Annotated in this window: 16 protein-coding genes; 7 read left to right on the top strand and 9 right to left on the bottom strand. The window is 58.4% G+C overall.

Annotation, left to right across the window (positions count from 1 at the left end; translation table 11 throughout):
- Nucleotides 1-113: 113 nt before the first annotated feature.
- The 4 genes from psbA to ACVWZJ_RS04810 all read right to left on the bottom strand — a co-directional run bounded on the left by psbA (nucleotide 114) and on the right by ACVWZJ_RS04810 (nucleotide 5,669).
- Nucleotides 114-1,178, bottom strand: a complete 1,065-nt coding sequence (psbA, locus tag ACVWZJ_RS04825) for a photosystem II q(b) protein (RefSeq protein ID WP_457394959.1) — start codon at nucleotides 1,176-1,178, stop codon at nucleotides 114-116.
- Nucleotides 1,179-1,285: 107 nt separating this feature from the next.
- Nucleotides 1,286-3,829 carry a UPF0182 family membrane protein gene (locus ACVWZJ_RS04820; RefSeq protein WP_457394956.1) on the bottom strand — a complete coding sequence of 848 codons (2,544 nt, stop codon included), beginning with the start codon at nucleotides 3,827-3,829 and terminating at the stop codon, nucleotides 1,286-1,288.
- Nucleotides 3,830-3,833: 4 nt separating this feature from the next.
- Nucleotides 3,834-5,276: a TIGR03279 family radical SAM protein gene (locus tag ACVWZJ_RS04815; protein WP_011432038.1), complete on the bottom strand. Its 1,443-nt coding sequence runs from the start codon at nucleotides 5,274-5,276 to the stop codon at nucleotides 3,834-3,836.
- 108 nt (nucleotides 5,277-5,384) lie between these two features.
- A complete protein-coding gene (locus ACVWZJ_RS04810; RefSeq protein WP_457394953.1) occupies nucleotides 5,385-5,669 on the bottom strand; it encodes a DUF2103 domain-containing protein in 285 nt (94 codons plus the stop codon).
- Nucleotides 5,670-5,746: 77 nt separating this feature from the next.
- On the opposite strand from ACVWZJ_RS04810, the gene ACVWZJ_RS04805 reads away from it, so the two are divergent.
- The 6 genes from ACVWZJ_RS04805 (at nucleotide 5,747) to ACVWZJ_RS04780 (ending at nucleotide 11,395) form a co-directional block, all read left to right on the top strand.
- The gene (locus tag ACVWZJ_RS04805; RefSeq protein ID WP_202943706.1) at nucleotides 5,747-6,424 is read left to right on the top strand and encodes a molybdenum cofactor guanylyltransferase; all 678 of its coding nucleotides are present in this window, start codon (nucleotides 5,747-5,749) and stop codon (nucleotides 6,422-6,424) included.
- A 77-nt stretch (nucleotides 6,425-6,501) separates the two neighbouring features.
- The gene (locus ACVWZJ_RS04800; protein ID WP_011432041.1) at nucleotides 6,502-8,598 is read left to right on the top strand and encodes an FAD-dependent oxidoreductase; all 2,097 of its coding nucleotides are present in this window, start codon (nucleotides 6,502-6,504) and stop codon (nucleotides 8,596-8,598) included.
- Between the two features lie 326 nt (nucleotides 8,599-8,924).
- Complete coding sequence (locus ACVWZJ_RS04795) at nucleotides 8,925-9,263, top strand: hypothetical protein (protein WP_011432042.1); 339 nt, start codon at nucleotides 8,925-8,927, stop codon at nucleotides 9,261-9,263.
- Nucleotides 9,264-9,347: 84 nt separating this feature from the next.
- Nucleotides 9,348-9,689 carry a histidine triad nucleotide-binding protein gene (locus ACVWZJ_RS04790; protein ID WP_011432043.1) on the top strand — a complete coding sequence of 114 codons (342 nt, stop codon included), beginning with the start codon at nucleotides 9,348-9,350 and terminating at the stop codon, nucleotides 9,687-9,689.
- Nucleotides 9,690-9,773: 84 nt separating this feature from the next.
- The gene (locus ACVWZJ_RS04785) at nucleotides 9,774-10,424 is read left to right on the top strand and encodes a precorrin-8X methylmutase (protein ID WP_011432044.1); all 651 of its coding nucleotides are present in this window, start codon (nucleotides 9,774-9,776) and stop codon (nucleotides 10,422-10,424) included.
- 500 nt (nucleotides 10,425-10,924) lie between these two features.
- On the top strand, nucleotides 10,925-11,395 hold the full coding sequence (locus ACVWZJ_RS04780; RefSeq protein ID WP_011432045.1) for a hypothetical protein: 471 nt from the start codon (nucleotides 10,925-10,927) through the stop codon (nucleotides 11,393-11,395).
- A 118-nt stretch (nucleotides 11,396-11,513) separates the two neighbouring features.
- Here the strand turns inward: ACVWZJ_RS04780 and ACVWZJ_RS04775 are convergent, their stop codons facing one another.
- Together ACVWZJ_RS04775 and hflX are read right to left on the bottom strand one after the other, a co-directional pair.
- Entirely contained in the window at nucleotides 11,514-13,262 is a 1,749-nt protein-coding gene (locus ACVWZJ_RS04775) for a diflavin flavoprotein (RefSeq protein WP_457394948.1), read from the bottom strand.
- A gap of 115 nt (nucleotides 13,263-13,377) precedes the next feature.
- Nucleotides 13,378-15,144 carry a GTPase HflX gene (gene hflX, locus ACVWZJ_RS04770; protein WP_457394945.1) on the bottom strand — a complete coding sequence of 589 codons (1,767 nt, stop codon included), beginning with the start codon at nucleotides 15,142-15,144 and terminating at the stop codon, nucleotides 13,378-13,380.
- A 195-nt stretch (nucleotides 15,145-15,339) separates the two neighbouring features.
- Here hflX and ACVWZJ_RS04765 point away from each other — a divergent pair, with 195 nt between their 5' ends.
- Entirely contained in the window at nucleotides 15,340-15,474 is a 135-nt protein-coding gene (locus ACVWZJ_RS04765) for a glycoside hydrolase 100 family protein (RefSeq protein WP_238376854.1), read from the top strand.
- A gap of 134 nt (nucleotides 15,475-15,608) precedes the next feature.
- Here the strand turns inward: ACVWZJ_RS04765 and ACVWZJ_RS04760 are convergent, their stop codons facing one another.
- From ACVWZJ_RS04760 to ACVWZJ_RS04750, 3 genes are read right to left on the bottom strand one after another with little or no spacing between them, the layout of a single operon-like run.
- On the bottom strand, nucleotides 15,609-16,040 hold the full coding sequence (locus tag ACVWZJ_RS04760; RefSeq protein ID WP_457394941.1) for a DUF488 domain-containing protein: 432 nt from the start codon (nucleotides 16,038-16,040) through the stop codon (nucleotides 15,609-15,611).
- A complete protein-coding gene (locus ACVWZJ_RS04755) occupies nucleotides 16,037-16,654 on the bottom strand; it encodes a DUF488 domain-containing protein (protein ID WP_414373927.1) in 618 nt (205 codons plus the stop codon). The genes ACVWZJ_RS04760 and ACVWZJ_RS04755 overlap by 4 nt, the downstream gene beginning before the upstream one ends.
- Nucleotides 16,651-17,334, bottom strand: a complete 684-nt coding sequence (locus ACVWZJ_RS04750) for a dual OB domain-containing protein (RefSeq protein ID WP_011432051.1) — start codon at nucleotides 17,332-17,334, stop codon at nucleotides 16,651-16,653. The genes ACVWZJ_RS04755 and ACVWZJ_RS04750 overlap by 4 nt, the downstream gene beginning before the upstream one ends.
- Nucleotides 17,335-17,367: the final 33 nt, after the last annotated feature.

Raw genomic sequence — 17,367 nt, 5'->3', positions numbered from 1 at the left:
CTTCACTTGGAGGGTAGGCGAAACTTCATTCTTGTTGCTAGGGAAACCACAAAAAAATCCCCCAGACCAAGCCGGGGGATCCACCAATGCTGTTGAAGCGTCAGGTCAGGCCATCAGCCACGCACCGCAGGCGCTACCTCCACCGCCGCCAAATCCAGCGGGAAGTTGTGCGCATTCCGCTCGTGCATCACTTCCATCCCCAGGTTGGCACGGTTCAACACATCAGCCCACGTCCCAACCACTCGACCGTTGCTGTCCACAATCGACTGGTTGAAGTTGAACCCGTTCAGGTTGAACGCCATGATGCTGATCCCCAGCGCCGTAAACCAGATCCCCACCACCGGCCAAGCCGCCAGGAAAAAGTGCAGGCTCCGGCTGTTGTTGAACGACGCATACTGGAAAATCAACCGGCCAAAATACCCGTGCGCCGCCACAATGTTGTAGGTCTCTTCCTCTTGCCCAAACTTGTACCCCAGGTTCTGAGACTCCTCTTCCGAGGTCTCCCGAATCAGGCTCGAGGTCACCAGCGACCCGTGCATGGCACTAAACAGCGCACCCCCAAACACGCCAGCCACGCCCAGCTGGTGGAACGGGTGCATCAGGATGTTGTGCTCTGCCTGGAACACCAGCATGAAGTTGAAGGTCCCCGAAATCCCCAGGGGCATCCCATCCGAGAACGACCCCTGCCCAATCGGGTAAATCAAAAACACTGCTGTGGCCGCTGCCACCGGCGCAGAGTAAGCCACCGCAATCCAGGGCCGCATCCCCAAACGGTAGCTCAGCTCCCATTCGCGTCCCATGTAGCAGAACACCCCAATCAAAAAGTGCAGCACAATCAGCTGGTACGGACCGCCGTTGTACAGCCACTCGTCCAGTGAGGCGGCTTCCCAAATCGGGTAAAAGTGCAGGCCAATGGCTGCCGAAGAGGGCACTACAGCCCCAGAAATGATGTTGTTCCCGTACAGCAAGGAACCGGAAACGGGCTCGCGGATGCCGTCAATGTCCACCGGCGGAGCCCCAATGAAGGCGATGATAAAGCAGGTGGTGGCAGTCAGGAGGGTGGGAATCATCAGCACCCCAAACCAGCCAATGTAAAGGCGGTTATCGGTGGAGGTGACCCACTCGCAGAACTGCTCCCACACGTTGCTGGTTGAGCGACGTTGGATAACAGTAGTCATGAGGACAAACTTCCCTAAGGAAGCGCGAAGATTGACAACCTAAACTTAAAACATCCGTTAAGTTTCGTCAACTACCTGCCTCAAAAATGAGGAGGGGATCCCTTTCTCTATCGGCTGCCCCTCGGCAGAAAGAGGGCTTCTAAGGCCTGGCCGAGAGTCGGTTCCATCACCACCCGGTCTTCGTAGGCAGCGATCACCCGGGTGAGCTGAGGCAAGCGGCCCTGTTCTGCTTCGATGTAAAGGGGCTGAACATAGAGCAAAGAAGTCTCGATAGGAATGACCAGCAGCGTGCCCAGGTTCACCCGCGACCCATGCTGGTTCCAGAGGGAAATTTGCTCGGAGATTAAGGGATCCTGATTGACCCGTGCTTCCACCTGTTCCGGGCCATAGATGAGCCGTTGCTTGGAAAACTCGTACACCAGGAGCTTGCCGTAGTTTTCCCCGTCGCAGCGGGCCGCTATCCAAGCCACCATGTTCTGCTTGTTAACAGGGGCATAGGGGGAGAGGAGGACGAACTCAGGAGTGTGGTTTGCAACCCCTTGGGGATCCCTCGGCAAGGTGAGAATGAGATACTGCGGCTGCATGGGAATGCGCCGTCGATTGCGGAACTGGCCGGGGATCTGCCATTGATCCTCGCGGTTGTAGAAGAGGCGGGGATCCGTCATGTGGTAGGTGGCAAACTGCTGCGCTTGCAGGCGGAAGAGGTCTTGGGGATAGCGGATGTGTTGCCGCAGCGGCTCCGGCATTGCCTCCAGAGGCTTGAAGAGGGTGGGGTAGATGCGGGCGTAGGCTTGGATGAGGGGATCCCGAGGGTCGGCAATGTACCAATCGATGCTGCCGTTGTAGGCGTCCATCACCGCCTTGACCGAGTTGCGGATGTAGTTGAAGGGAAAGCCGGGCAGGTGCTCCGAGTAGGGGTAGCGGCTGCTGGTGGTATAGGCATCGAAAAACCAGTAGAGCTTGCCGCCTTGAATGACCAGGTAGGGATCCCGGTCGTAGAGCAAAAAGGGCATCACCCGACGGATGCGCTCGCGGATTTGGCGGCGATAGAGAAAGCGGGTGGCAGAAGATAGCTCGCGGCTGAGAAGGATGCGCAGATCGCCAAAATGCCAGGCGTAGAGAAACCGCTGCCAGAGGTGGGGAATGGGCACGCCACCGCTGCCCCGGTAGCTGCTGTACACATAGCGCTCTGCTGCAGGGTAGTCCAACTCCCGCGCCTCAGCGCCCACGAAAACATCGGTGGTGGTCAGCTCGCCATAGTAGAGGGCCGGCTGCTCCACCCGCAAGACGGAGGCCACCTCAGGGTAGCGGGGAGAAACCCGCGGCGGGATATCCGATAGGAAAAAATCCGGCAGGCCTTCAGGGGTCACCACATTCACCGGGCTGAGGGTGAGGCCATAGCCGTGGGTGTAGAAAAACCGCCGGTTAACCCAGGTTTGGGCGGCGGGGGGTACCTGGGCAAAGTCCAGCTCGCGGGCGGCATGCATAACTTGGCGCAATTCTCCCCCAATGCGGTAGCGATCCACATTCACATAGGGAAATTGGTAGTAGGGGCGGATTTCTTGCAGTTGGCGGTAGGTGGCCAATAGGGGATCCGCATCCCAGAGGCGCACGTTGCTCAGGGTGGATTGATTCTGCTGCAGGATCTCCCAGGTGAGGGCTCCCCCTTCCGGGAAGGGTTGGACTTCGACATCGGCCAGGCCAAAGCCAGCACGGGTAAAACGGATGTTGTGCTCGATGTAGGGGCGTTCCAGCTCCAGCTCGTTGGGGGCCACCAAGAAAGTTTGCACCAGTTGGGGGTAAAGTTGGGTGGTCAGCAGCCCAAACCCCAGGTAGGCTCCCCAGAGGATGGCCGGCGCCAAGAGAGAGCTGGCCCAGGGGGGGCACCAGGACTTGAGAAAAGGGAGGTTGAGGCGGATCCCCTGGCGGGCCAAAGCCCAGAATCCCACCGCCGTCAGGCCTGCCACCCCGCTCATCAAGGTCGTGGCCGGCAAGGTTGCATGCACATCGGCAAAACCGGCCCCAAACACAACGCCGCGGGTGGAATAGAGCAGCTCGTAGCGATCCAGCCAATGGCCCCAAGCCCGAATGAGAAACAGGGATCCCCCCAAGATCAGCAAGTGCCGCTGGGCATAGAGAGAAAGGGCCAAGGTCAGCCGTTGCTCGGAAAGCCCCAGCTCCACCAAGTAGATGAGGACAACGGTAACCAAGGTGAGCAGCACCAGGTTGAAGCACCAATGCTGCACCGTCTCCCAGAAAGGCAGGCTGAAGAGAAAAAAACTGAGATCGCGGTTGAAAATGGGATCCGACTCCCCGACGGGCCCCTGGTTCAGCCAGAGCAACAGCGTGAACCAGTGATTGGAAAGAGACCAAGCAAAGAAGCCACTCAAACCTGTGGCAATCGCCCAGGCCCCGGTCAAGGTTGCCCCCCGCCAGCAGGAGCAGATGTTGGATCCCGTCACCGCCAGGGCAAAGAGGAAAGCGCCCAGGCCCAGCCCCCAGCGGGCAATCACCCGCGTCCACAGCACCGGCAGGGCATTCAGCTCGGCAAACCAGGCCAGATCTACGTAGAAAGCCGCCAAGCCCGTGATGGCCAGGATCCCCAGCCCCACCCCCAGCAGCAGAAACAATCCTCGCCGCAACCTCTGCATCGCCTCAGGATCCTCGGCTCAAAGCTGTTCTTGGTCGCGTCAGCGGTGCAGTTTCCCTTCGCCCGAGCGTTGCGGAACAACACAGGGTGCCGTAGGCATAGCCCTGTTCTAGCTGTTGCACCGCCTGCACCAAGCCTGCCGGCCCGCCGTCCACCCGCACCACCGGGATCCCCACCTGGGCCTGCACCTCTTGCCAGGTCAGATCGTCCAAAAAGCGCTCCCCGTCCTTGAGGGCGATCTGGGGTAGCAATAGCCCATCATAGTCCGCCAAGTTTTCCACAGACTTCAGGGCATCCAAGATATCCTGCCCCGTCAGCAGCCCGGTTACCGTCAGGGTTTGTCCCCAAAATTGGCTGGCAATAGGCAAAAGATCCAACTGCAGCCCGCGGATGCGGTTCATCTGCTCCACCACAGGCTGGAAGGCTTGCTCTACGGCATTGCCCACCACCCACAGAACCTTGAGGGGAGAAGGGAGCTCAGGCGGCAGTTTGAGCTGCTCGAACTGGCTGAGGAAAAGCCGCAGGGAGCCTACCCCGTTCCCCAGCTGCGGGTAATCTTCATAGTGCTCTGCCGGTGGCAGTTCCCGCCCGGCCAGCAGATACCACTCATCGGCCAGCCAGGCAAAGGTGGATCCCAATGTTTGCCGAAACCCGACCTGCAAAGTTTCCACCTGCCGGATCACTTCTCGGGCCTTGGCCGCATCGACAGGAACCAGCTCATCACCAGGGGGGCGAAAGCGCGTCAACCCCACCGGCACCACTGCTGCCGAGAGGACGGTGGGGATCCCGTCTACGGGCCGGCGAAAGGCGGCCAAATCGAGGAGTGTGCGGGTGAGGTGATCCCCATCGTTCCAGCCTGGGCAGACCACCACCTGTGCGTGCAGTTGCAAGCGATGCTGGCGAAACCAGGCCAACTGCTCCAAAATCAGGCCAGCCCGCGGGTTTTTGAGCAAGCGGCTGCGCAGCTCCGGGTCGGTAGCATGCACTGACACGTAGAGGGGAGAAAGGCGCAGGCGAGCGATGCGCTCCCATTCGGCAGCAGGCAAGTTGGTGAGGGTGAGGTAGCTGCCGTAGAGAAAGCTGAGGCGGTAGTCGTCGTCCTTGAGGTGCAGCGTTGCCCGCATTTCCGGAGGTTGTTGGTCGATGAAGCAAAAGGGACAAGCGTTGGCGCATTGGATCAGGCCATCGAACAGGGCCGTTTCAAACTCCAGCCCCAGATCCTCGTCGATCCCCTTCTCCAGCTCAACTGTGCGCGGGATCCCTTGGCTATTCAAGATCTCCAGGCTTACACACTCCTCAGCGATCAGGAAGCGGTAGTCGATGAGATCGCGGGGGCGTTCGCCGTTGATGCTGACCAGGGCCTCTCCAGGTTGGATGCCCACTTCTGCTGCCAGGGATCCCGGCAAAACAGCGCTGATACGGGCGGGCTTGAGACTAGCACGAGACATAGCTAACTCATCCTCAACTGATGTGCCATTTGCCCCAGCAGGACGAAGTTCTGGGTCGGGACAGCGTTGCGGAGCAATAACGAGGCTCGGTTGACTACAAACAGTTGACTACAAACAGCGGAGAATAGCCGCCTCTAGCTCGGTTTGGCTGAGATCCGTTACCACAAACACCTCTTGCACGCTGCTTCCCTTGCGGGCCACCAGCTTGTACCCGCCCCGGATCGGCACCGAAACCCGCAACTGCAACTGGGGGATCCGCCCACAGCTGCAGGACAGAGCGCCCGGCGTCACGGTTTTAATGCCCGCCTGCCGGGTCAGGCGTTCCAAAACAGGGATCAACCCTGAGATATGGGTAGAGTGGTTCCAAACCAGACGACCAGAGGGCTCAGACATAGCGGCCAAAGTGAGGAGAGGATGGGATCCCTATCCTATTCCTCCACAAATACCTGCTGCTCGTTGTGGAAAACTGGATGTCCAAAATGCCTGAAGATTCCCCGCCTGCGGTCGTGGCTCTGATCTTGGCCGGGGGCAACAGCCGCCGCATGGGATCCGACAAAGCCCTGGTGCTTTGGGATGGGATCCCCCTGCTGCGACGGGTGGCTCAGGTGGCAGCAGCCTGCGCCGACGCGGTTTACATCCTCACCCCCTGGCCGGAGCGCTATGCGCCGGTGGTGGATCCCGGTTGGCACCTCTGGCGGGAAAACGTTCACAGCCGCGACAGCGTTGCAGAGCAACACCGAGGCCCGCTGCTGGCCTTTCAAGAGGGGATCCGGCGGCTACAAACCTTGGCTGCTCCCCCGGAGTGGATCCTGCTGCTGGCCTGCGATCTGCCCTGCTTGCAGGAGCAGGTTCTTGGGGATTGGCGACAGCGCCTTGCCACCCTGCCCCCTCAGACGGTGGCCGCCCTGCCCAAAAGTCAGCGGGGCTGGGAGCCCCTGTGTGGCTTCTATCGCCTGGCGCAGCTAGGTTCTCTGGAGAGTTTCTTGCAGGCAGGAGGAAGATCCTTTCAGGGCTGGTTGTCCCAGGTGCCAACAGCCATCCTGCCCCTGACCGTTCCCGACAGCGGGACGGAGTCCCTTGAGAGGATGCTCACCAATTGCAACACCCCTGCAGATCTGCAGCTGGGGGGAAACCTGGGTAGGGGGTGATCCCTGGGATCGGCAAAGGGAGGGATCCCCTCATGTCACAATGGGTAAAGATTTGCTCGGTTTCTTATCTCGGCGCCGTGCTTACTTCCCTTTACTACCGCGAGATCCCTTGCCCCGATAGTGCTCAAGTGCTGCGCTGGCTACAGGAGTGTATCCCCCTGCCCCAAGGCAGCCAGAAGGTTCTTACCCCCACGGGCCTGCGCCTACAGGGATCCGGCGCTGAGCTGGCCCTTTTCTTGTGGTCGGGGCTGAACACTACCTATCTCAAGGTGTTCCAGTGGTCGGAACAGCCCTTCCCCCGCCAAGCTCGCTGGCTGGGAGAGCTGGAACAGGCCATCCAAAGCCAATTTCCCCACCGCTACCCGCAGTTGCCCCAGATCGACCTGAACCGGGGATCCATCTTCGATCAGCTTGAGCCTTTCTACCCGCAAACGGTGAAGTATTTTCGGCGGATCCCCAATGGAGAATTTGACCTGCAGCGGGTGTACTGGTGGGAAAAGCGCTGGCGGGAAGAAGTGCAACATTGCCACGCAGCCCACCGCCCTGCTCAGCCGGTCTTGTTTCGCCAGCCTGGCCCTGAGCCGGCCCCGGTGGAGTGGGATCTGGCCATCGTGGGAGGAGCGCTGGGAGCCATCTATGGAGCGGCCATGGCTCGCTTGGGCTACCGCGTGGCCTTGGTGGAGCGACTCCCTTTTGGCCGCATGAACCGCGAGTGGAACATCTCCCGGCGGGAGCTGCAAACCCTGGTGGATTTGGGCCTTTTGAGCGCCGAGCAGATGGAGAGCTTGATCCTGCGGGAATACACGGATGGGTTCAACAAGTTTTTTGACGGCAATAGCCCGGTTCGCGCTCCCGTTTTGCACACGCCGACGGTACTCAATCTGGCCATTGACGCGGAAAAGCTATTGCAGCTCTGTGGCCAAATTCTCACTTCCTGCGGGGGAGCTATCTACGAGCGCACCGAGTTTCAGCGGGCCTATGTTGGCGAACAAGGCGTCACGCTGGTTTTGAAGGATTTGCCCACCGGCGAGGAGTTTCGGCTGGGATCCCGCCTTGTGGTGGATGCTATGGGAACAGTCTCTCCCATTGCCCAGCAGCTTTACCGCCATCGGGCTTTTGATAGCGTCTGCCCCACGGTGGGGGCTACCATTGCGGGGGGGTTTGAGCCAGGGGTATGGGATCCCCAGTTTGGGGACATTCTGGCCAGCCACGGGGACATCAGCCGCGGTCGGCAACTCATTTGGGAGCTGTTCCCCGGCCCAGGCGAAGATCTTACCTTTTATCTGTTCCACTACCACCAGGTGCATCCGGAAAACCCCGGATCCCTGCTGGAACTGTACGAAGATTTTTTCACCATTCTGCCGGAATACCGCCGCTGCGACCCGGAGCGCCTGCAGTGGAAAAAAGCGACCTTCGGCTATATCCCCGGACGATTTGGCCAGCCCCGGCACCCTGTTCGCGGCAGCGGGGCGGAGTCTTCGGAACCCTTTGACCGGATACTGCTCATAGGGGATGCGGCGGCTATGCAATCGCCCCTTAGCTTTACCGGCTTTGGATCCCTGGTGCGCAACTGCCCCCGCCTGTGCGATCTGCTGGATACGGCGCTGCGCCACGACCTGCTCAGGGCTGCAGACTTAGCCCAGATCCGGGCCTACCAGGGCAACTCCGCCGTCACCTGGCTCTTCTCGCGGGGGATGATGGTGCCCACCGGCAAGGTGCTGCCCCCCGAGCGCATCAATGCCACTCTCAACAGCTTTTTCGGCATTCTCGCCACCGAGCCGCCGGAGGTGGTGGACGATTTCATCAAAGACCGGGCTGGCTGGCTGGCCTTTAACCGCATGGCCATCAAAGCTGCCCTGCAAAACCCACGGCTGCTGCTGTGGATCTGGGAGGCCGTAGGGGCCAAAGGCTTTGCCCAGTGGCTACCCACCTACCTCAGCTATACCGGCCTGGCCTTGACCTCTGCTTTGCTCAGGGGCTGGCTTCCAAATCTGCTGCGTCGCCTGCAGCCCTGGCTAGAAGCGCGTTACCCCCGCCTGTGGCTGCGCTGCCTGCAGTGGAGCTACACCCTCACCTATGGGGTAGGGCAGCCGCGCATCCAGTTTCAACTCCCCCCCACTCAAGAAAAGACCCAAGACGCAATACCGACTTGGGTAGGATCCCTGCAGCAGTGACATACTCCCGCACTCACGCTGATGCACAGAGGGCGGGGCTCCCCGGCGGTCTAGCTAAATGCACCGGACACCAAGGCAATAGCGCTGTCGCCGTGATCCCTCAATAAGGTCTCTATCTGCCGCTCGCGTCAGCAGGGCAGCGTTTTTTCCGGCTTGGCAGCTTGCCCAAGTTGGGTATAATCAATGCCTAATCAGAGATCGACGGCAGTTGGGAAGGGATCCCGACTTCAAACCGGTCGAGAGACTGCTGAACCCCATTTTTTGAGAACCCTTATTTTCGCAAAAAGTTAGGACTGAGCCCAGTCGCGTCAGCGTTGCGGAGCAACATGGTTTACACCTTCGAGATCATCGGCATCGCCCCTGCTCTGCAGTTCTTTCATCAGCAACAGAAGCTGGCCCAGCGGCCCTGTGGGGTGGAATACCTGGGTACCAGCTCCTGCACCCTCGATGCGTTGCTGGGATCCGTGGAGGAAGTGCCGGCCCGGCGCGGCTGGGACTTGGATCAGTTGGTCGACGCTGTTATCCGCTTTTGGTGCAGCAACCCCGATTTGGTCAGTATGTGGCGCTCTCGTTTTCGCGATGCCGGGCGAGATGCGCTGTTGGTCTCGCGAGTGGGGCATATTCAATCACTGCGGCAGGAATTTGAATGGCTGCTGAAGCAGTAGATGCCGAGCGCCACTCTCGCCACCTGGGTAGGAGAAGGCGCGGTTAGCAGGTAGGCTAGGGGCAGAACTGGTTTGTGAGCACCCATGAGCGACACAGTTTTCGGCAAGATCATCCGCAGGGAGATCCCTGCACAAATCGTTTACGAAGACGATAGAGCCCTGGCCTTCAAAGATATTGCCCCCCAAGCCCCTGTCCACATTTTGGTGGTGCCCAAAGAGCCCATCCCCGGCATTTCCCAGGCCAAGCCCGAACATGAGGCATTGCTGGGACATCTCCTGCTGACCGCTCAGCGGGTGGCTGCCGAGGCAGGTTTAAATAAAGGCTACCGATTGGTGATCAACGAAGGAGAAGACGGCGGGCAAACCGTCTTTCATCTCCACATTCACGTTCTGGGCGGTCGGGGGATGGGCTGGCCCCCAGGTTGAGCGATGGTTTTTCCCACCCATTGGAGCCTCTGCAGGTACAATCCTGTCATTACGGAGGTAAACAGCGGGCGGGGTCTGGGATCGATGGAGTGGCACGTAACCGATGCAGAGAGTTTGATGATCATCGACCAGGAGGTGGGCAAGCACGAGCTTTCTCCTGCTGAGTATGAGGTGGTTCGTCGGGTTATTTATGCTACTGCCGACTTTGAGTACTTGAACCTCATCCGTTTTGGTAACGAAGCCTTACAGGCTGGGGCGGCGGCCTTGGCAGCGCGTACCACCATTGTGGTCGATGAGCCGATGGTGCAGGTGGGCATTGCCTGGGCTGTTCAGAACACCTTTTCCAACCCCATCTATTGCAGCAGCGAAGCCATTACCCGTCCCCAAAGGGACAAGACCCGCTCCGCTTGGGGCTTGGAAACCCTGGCCCAACGCTACCCTGAGGCGATCTTTGTGATTGGCCAATCCCAGACTGCCCTCTCCACCTTGGTGCAGCTGATTAGAAAGAAGGAGGTGGCCCCTGCTCTGGTCATCGCCACGCCGGCTGGGTTTGTGAACGTGGTGCAAGCCAAGCAGGAGCTAGCCGATTCCATGGTGCCCCACATCCGCACTGAGGGACGCAAAGGAGGCCCGGCAGTGGCTGCAGCGGTGTTGGATGGCCTGCTGGACTTGGCTTGGCACGCCTATATACGGGTCAGCAGCGCAGACTATCCTGGCAAATCCGCGGTTTCATGACATGCTCCTTGCCCTTGGGCACCGTTCGCGGAAACAAGCCAAAACTTTGGCACTCAAAGCACATTTTTTCAGCAGTTGACTGCCCTGCCGCTGAAATCTCGCTTGGGACACCGCGCTTTATGGTCGTTTCAGTTTAGGGTGAGACGCCTGGACTACCGATCGCGCCAGCGGGACGGAGTCCTTGAAAAGCCTTCTGGCCTCGTGCATTCAATCATTCACTGTTTGAGGTGTGGGTGCAATGTCCTAGTTTGAATCGAAGTTTGAATTGAAATGACCATACACCCCTATAGTCAGTTGCTCTAGCGGTGCGGATGAGCTGGGGGCCTCGCAGCACTTTTGGGTCAAGAGTGGGTCTGCTGATCCAGATCACCCAGCCAAGGGGATCCCGAGCACCCGGCCTTCAAGTCGGCATCGGCAAGATGGGAGCTGCGCTCTCAGTCCTGCCTCTTCAGAAAATGGCCTGAGAGACGACTGGGTTGGGCCTATGGAGGGATCTTCCCATGCGGTGTGCCATCTTCTTTTGCTGGCTTGCCTGGGTTTTTGCGCCGGGGGCTTGGGCACAAGCTGAGCCATGCCCGGTGGTCGTCCTTTCGCCCTCTTCACAGTTGCAGTTGTCAGAATCGTCAACACTTGCCTCTACTCTCTCGACAGCCCAGAAAGTGCTCCACACTGCTACTGCACTCGACAAGGCAGAGGTTATCGCTACGCAACATTTTCCCGAACCGGTCAGCCCCTACCAGCGCTGGCGACAGAGGTATGCCCCCTCGGATCCCCTCTCTTCAGGTTTGAACAGCGTCCCTTATCGGCCAGCCCAGCAGGGATCCCAAAGGATTCAACAGGGAACAGAGGGGCTGCCCTTAGGGCCTGCGACCCGCCAAGGGGAACAGCTGGAGCAGATCGGGATCCGCCTGGGAGAAGACAGCCCTTTTTTCCTACATCCCAGTGGGTTGGTCTATCGGCAGTCCTATTGAAGTTTTTGTGAGTCTGTTCGCTACAGGGATCCCAGCTTCCCCAGGGAGAAGGGCTGGGAGTGAGAAATTATCTCTCACTTCTCTCTTCTCACTGCTCACTATCAGTATTAGTACAGTATTAGTAATGATTCCCTACCTTGCGGTGGTGGATGGCGGTGAGGCCCTCTGGGCTGGAGACCCGACCAGCTTCTAGGGTGCTGTACACCACCCAGTGATCGCTGGTTTCCAGGCGGCTCACCACACGGCACTCCAGGTAGGCCAAAGCATCGGCCAAGATGGGGGATCCGTTGGCAGCAGGGTAGGTCTTGATCCCGGCAAAGCGGTCGGCTCCCGGTGGAAATCGCTTCAGGAAGTGGCGCATCAAGGGTTGGTAATGGCCTTCTTGCAGCACATTTAACACGAAGGTATCTCCCACCTGCAGGAAGGATTCGATGGCCCGATCCTTGGCCACCGCAATGCTGATCCCTGGCGGATCGGTGCTGGCTTGGGCCACCCAGGAGGCAAGCATGGCGCTGGTGGCTTGCCCTTTGCGGGCAGTGATGATGTAGAGGCCATTGCTGATGCGGCCCAGGGCGCGATCCAAGTCGGCATCCAAGGCTTTCATCTGCTGAATGCTGCGATCCCGGGTCAGCCACTGCCCCAGGTCGGTACCTGCTTCTTCGGCCAGTTGCAGCAGGGCCTCGCCAGCAGGCTGCTTAAGCAGAATGGGGGCAAACACCTCTTTGGCGCCGATTTCTTGCAGTGTGTTGCGGCAGAGGTACACCGACTCATCATCTTCGCCGCCCGACTCAAACAGACCAAAGCCTTGCTTGCTGTGGGCAGAGGCCAGCAGGGTTTTCAGCAGCACCTGGGTAGTGGCCGCCTCTGGCCCCGATTGGGGCGGCATGCCTATCACCACACCGGCGGCCAAGCTCATCAGCTCCCGCACCTCGTGGGCATCCACCAGCCGCAAATCTGCCAGCTCCACCTGGATGCCGGTTTTTTGGATCCCACGGGCAATGGCTTGAGCCAAGGTTTCCGCCTGGCCATAGCCGGACAGGTAGAACACTGCCACCAGGCGCTCGGCTTTGGCCTGCTCGAGGCTCCAGGTGCGATATTGCCCCACCCAGTCGGACAGGTGATGGCGCAGTAGGGGGCCGTGGCCGGTAGCAATGGCAGCGATGGGAGGCAAGGCTTCCATGCGCTTCAGGGCGGACAACACCGAGCGGGCGTTGGGCCCCATGAGGCAGTCGTAGTAGAGCTTGAAGTCGGCCTGCAACAGGTGGGGATGTTCGTCCCAGGCGAAATCGTCGCAGTAGTGCATCCCAAACACGTCGCAGGTGTAAAGGATCTGGGTGCCGTGGTCGTAGGTGAGGATGGTGTCGGGCCAGTGCAGGTTGGGGGCAGAGATAAATTCCAGGACATGCCCTTTGCCCAGATCCAAGCGATCTCCCTGTTTCACCACCAGCCGCCGGAAGGGCCGATGCACCAGATCTTCCAGAAATTGCATGGCCACCTTGGAGGCCACCACCGTCATCTGGGGCGCCAGCTCCAGCAGATCACCGACTAGGCCGCTGTGATCTGGCTCGGTGTGGCTGACCACCAGGTAGTCGATCGCAGTGGGATCCACGATCCCTTGCAGGCAATCCAGGTACAACTGGCGAAACTTCTCGTGGGAGGTGTCGATGAGGGCCACCTTCTCGCCGCGAATCAAGAAGGAGTTGTAGGTGGTGCCATTTTCCAGAGCAAATTCGATATCAAATCGATCCCGATCCCAATCTTGGGAGCGAATGGCGAGGGTGTCGGCCCCGATAGGCAGAGTTTGCAGCGTCAGATGGGGCTGGGCCAGGCGAGGTGCGACTTGAGGTGCAACTGCAGTGGTGGCCATGTTCTCTCCCTAACTTTAAGTCGGGTCACAATCCTGATCTCAATGTAACTGAATGTTTATGTTGACAGGGGGTATAAATGCAATTTGCAAGTTGCGAAATCCTTATGGAATGCTTCTAGGGATCTCTGGGTTCCTGACTATCGAAGGGGTTGGGGCTTAGAACTGCAGCAAATTGGGCCAGGGTGTGGCGCAACTGATCCAGGTTTTGGCCGGTGGTGGCGGAAACAAACAGGGCCTTCGGGTAGAGCAGGCGCACATCCTCTACCCATTCGGGATCCAGGCGGTCGATTTTGTTAAACACCAGTTGCCGGGGGCCGGTGGCCAAGGGCATCTCGTCCAGCAAGGTTTCCACCGCCTCGATCTGTCCTTCCCAGTTGGGGTGAGACAGATCCACCACATGCAGCAGGGCATCCGCTTCCGTCACCTCTTCCAGGGTGGCTTGAAAGGCATCCACCAGTTGGTCTGGCAATTCGGTTAGAAATCCCACCGTGTCGGTCAACAGCACCGCCTGCCGGTTGGGCAGATCCAGCCGCCGGGTAGTGGGATCCAAGGTGGCAAAGAGCTGGTCGGCGGCGTATACCTCAGCATGGGTGAGGGCGTTGAGAAGGCTGGACTTGCCGGCGTTGGTGTAGCCCACCAGGGCCACCACGGGAATTTGGGATGCCTCGCGGCGTTGGCGCAGCCGCTGCCGGTGGTGGCGCAATTCTTCCACTTCTTGCCGCAGCTTGCCGATGCGCCGTTGGATGGCCCGCCGCTCCATTTCCAGTTGGGTTTCCCCAGGGCCACGGGTGCCGATGCCCCCACCTAGCCGCGACATGGTGCGCCCTCGACCGGCCAAGCGAGGTAGCAAATACTGCAGTTGGGCCAGCTCCACCTGCAATTTTCCGGCCCGGGTTCTGGCCCGCTGGGCAAAAATATCCAAGATCACCTCGCTGCGATCCACCACCCGCACCCCCACCGCCTCTTCCAAGGTGCGCACCTGGCTGGGGGTGAGTTCCCGGTCGAACACCACCAAGTTAGCGCCCAGATCCTGGACCAGCAGAGCCAGCTCTTGCACCTTACCGGATCCGATTACCGTGGCCGAATTGGGGCCTTCCCGCCTCTGCCAGAGGGCTTGCAGCACCTGTCCGCCGGCACTCTCCACCAGGCGGCTCAGCTCCGCCAACCCATCCATGAGATCCTCGTAGCTCTGCCCGGACTCCTGCAGCCCCACCAGGATGGCCCGATCCTGATCCAGATCCACCTGGCGGGCGGTCAACTGGCGCCGAAACCCATCCTCCAGCTCCGCCACCAGCTCCTGCAGATCCTGTTCTGCCAGGATCCCCAAAGGCAAAGGCTCAGAAACCTGCCAACGGCGCTCTCCCTCCGGCAGCAGATGGGCCAGATAGGCCCGGTGAACAAAGCCCGTAGCCGCTCCTCCCCGGCGTCGGTGCCCTCCTGACTTGGACACGGAAAGGGTGATGAGGGCATCCAAACGCTGCAAAGCCATGGCCGTCAGCGCTTTTTGACCGGGGCCCCCCTCCCCCATTTGGGTGGTGATGCAGCGGATCCCGGATAGGCGCTCGGCCCCCTGGCGGGGCAATTCCCAAGCCGGGATCTGGGTTTCAAAAGGGGATCCCACCCCTACGCGGATCACCTGGCCGCGCCGGTTGAGGTAAACGCTGATGGGCTGACCTTCCAGATCTTGGGTCAGGGATCCCAGCCGTTGGGCAAACTCCACCGTCACCAAGCGGTCGGGGGGTAGGCGCAGTTGATAGAGCCGTTGCAGTTGCTTTTGTTGGTGGGGCTTTAACCCTTTGGCCTGTTCGGGAAAGCGTCGTGGAGCGATAGCAGAGCTGAAGCGGGGGTCGGTCTGATGGCGAGAGGTGCTAGCCCTGGGCATAGGGACGGGGAAAGACCCAAAAACAAGCTTTCATCTACCATACACGCTAGCTGCCCGCAGGAACTTGGGATCCAAAAGCAACGGTGGCAAACACTGGCCCAGTGTTGCGGGGGCAACAGTACGGCGATGTCATCAGCAACGGGTGCAACATTCAAACCAAGGTCATTCCCGAACAAAAGTAGGCGGAATACTTCCATGACCCAACAGAGGTACGCATGGGGCAGCCAAACCCAGACGATCACAGGCTTCCTGCTCGCCCATCATCTGCTCAAGGTCAACCCCAAAGATGTCAATGTGTTGGATCTGCCCAAGCTGGGATCCCTGTATTGAGCTTGCTGTCGGTGAGAGAGTTTCCAAATCGGTTGGGCAGTCAGGGATCCCTTTCGCTCCGTGTTGCCGGAATCCTGCTGCAACTCGGAGTAGCTGCATAAATCGGAAAAATCCGTAGTGCCAGCTCTTAGTTATCATAGATGCACGATTTCAACATCACCCCATTTTCTGTGCAAATATTCAGCAACCAGCCTACGATGACAGTGCTCAGGAGTAGCTTCACTACAAAGCAGACACCCTCCATCGAGAATACTTTTATCCACTTGATCTTCAATGCGACGCTCGGCCATCAGCGACAAAAACTGTCTCTCGTAGTTAGACCATTCACCACTGGCTTTGTAAGCATCGAGAATCTCTTGAGTTGGTGCAAGTTCCGGCAAATGAACATATCCAAGCTTGCAGATCTCGCGAAGAAAAAACTCTAGATCCCTCTTTTTCGTGAATCCCGCCAGTTGCGAGGTGTTATTAAGTCGAGTATCAACAACTCGAACCAGACCAGGCTGTTTTAAGCGATTAAAAAATTGCTCTGCACTTTTCTTCGTAAACCCTATCGTAAATATCTTCATGGCCTCGCGCTCCGCTCATCATTTTTTGACATTTTCTCATCTCGATAGGCGACACGCCTGCCTTGAATGAGATAGGCTTCGGCTATACACTCTTCCCGACTTCTAAACAAGTCCCCCTCTGGAAGTTTGCAAAGGGCAAGAAGACGAGATTCTAGAGCCTCATGAGTCTCCAAAGAGCCATTGGCCAAGATGTGGTTGACCGGAATCCCACTTTGAAAAAGTTTACGCGCCACCAGCAACGATCTATGACATTCAATAGGGTCTTTCTCAGCACACATCAGTGCGATCCGATACCGACTAGAACCTTGGATCAGACGGTCGATCCCTTCGAGGAAGGCTGGCTCATTTGCCAGTCGTTCATACTGAATCCTACCCTGATCATAGCAGCTCGGATTTTCGCTACGTCCTCCCAATTCTTTGCCCAGAAAGACGTAAGCAATACCTGCTGCCGCTAAAGCACTTTTCAACTTTTCTTGTGAATATTGAGGGACGTAACGGCTATATGGACGTGAGCGAACGTCGCCAATACCGGTGATGTTGTACTGGCGCAGTAAGTCTATGAAAAAATCAATCTCGTGGTTTGAGTGACCAATCGTGTAGATCTCTGATTTCATATGAGTCGACCTGAGTAGAGAACAGCCGCTATCAGCTTGTAGTAATAGCCCAAGTAGGGATCGCTAAGGCTAACACACAGCACCGGATCGGGGATGTCATATTGACCGTCTTCGCCCATTAGGAAATCCCGTTCAATCACAGGATCGGTAACATCCATGCAGTATTTTACTCCCTTGTATACAAACTCGCCGCGTACTCTACGCTTAGAATTCGGGTATCCTGGTGCCTTGTAACCAACCAACAGACGCAAATGCTCGACCGGTACAAGGTAAAGAGAAACTCCGCTTTCTCGCCCGACACTTAACCGGTTGTTCCACCCAGCATAGCTGCTCTCGCCAGTGCCCCAGAGATTCTCAGGGTTGTCTAGCCAACTGTTGATATCCTCCCAAGGCAGGTGGCCAACTTTTTTCCAGCGGTGCTTTGGATTGATAACGTGGTTCTCCCTCTGGTGAGGTAGTGGCTGAGGTGTATCACAAGAGACACAGAGAATATCAAGAAGTTCTGGGTCGCCACCGCTCTCGTAGTACCTCTCATGTTCAGAGACCTCATGTGACGGGCGGCTGCTGACAGGACGCACCCATTCTCCTGGCTCTCCGTTCTGCCATTCCTTGCCGGCAATACAGCGACCGGCCATTTTTCTGGAGTTGGCGAAACAGACAATCGTCTTGACGTAAGACATACAGGCTTCTGGGGCAAGGGCAAAGGCTCAATG

Source organism: Thermostichus sp. OS-CIW-29, from assembly GCF_054058195.1.
This window is presented reverse-complemented; position numbering and strand designations above follow the sequence as displayed.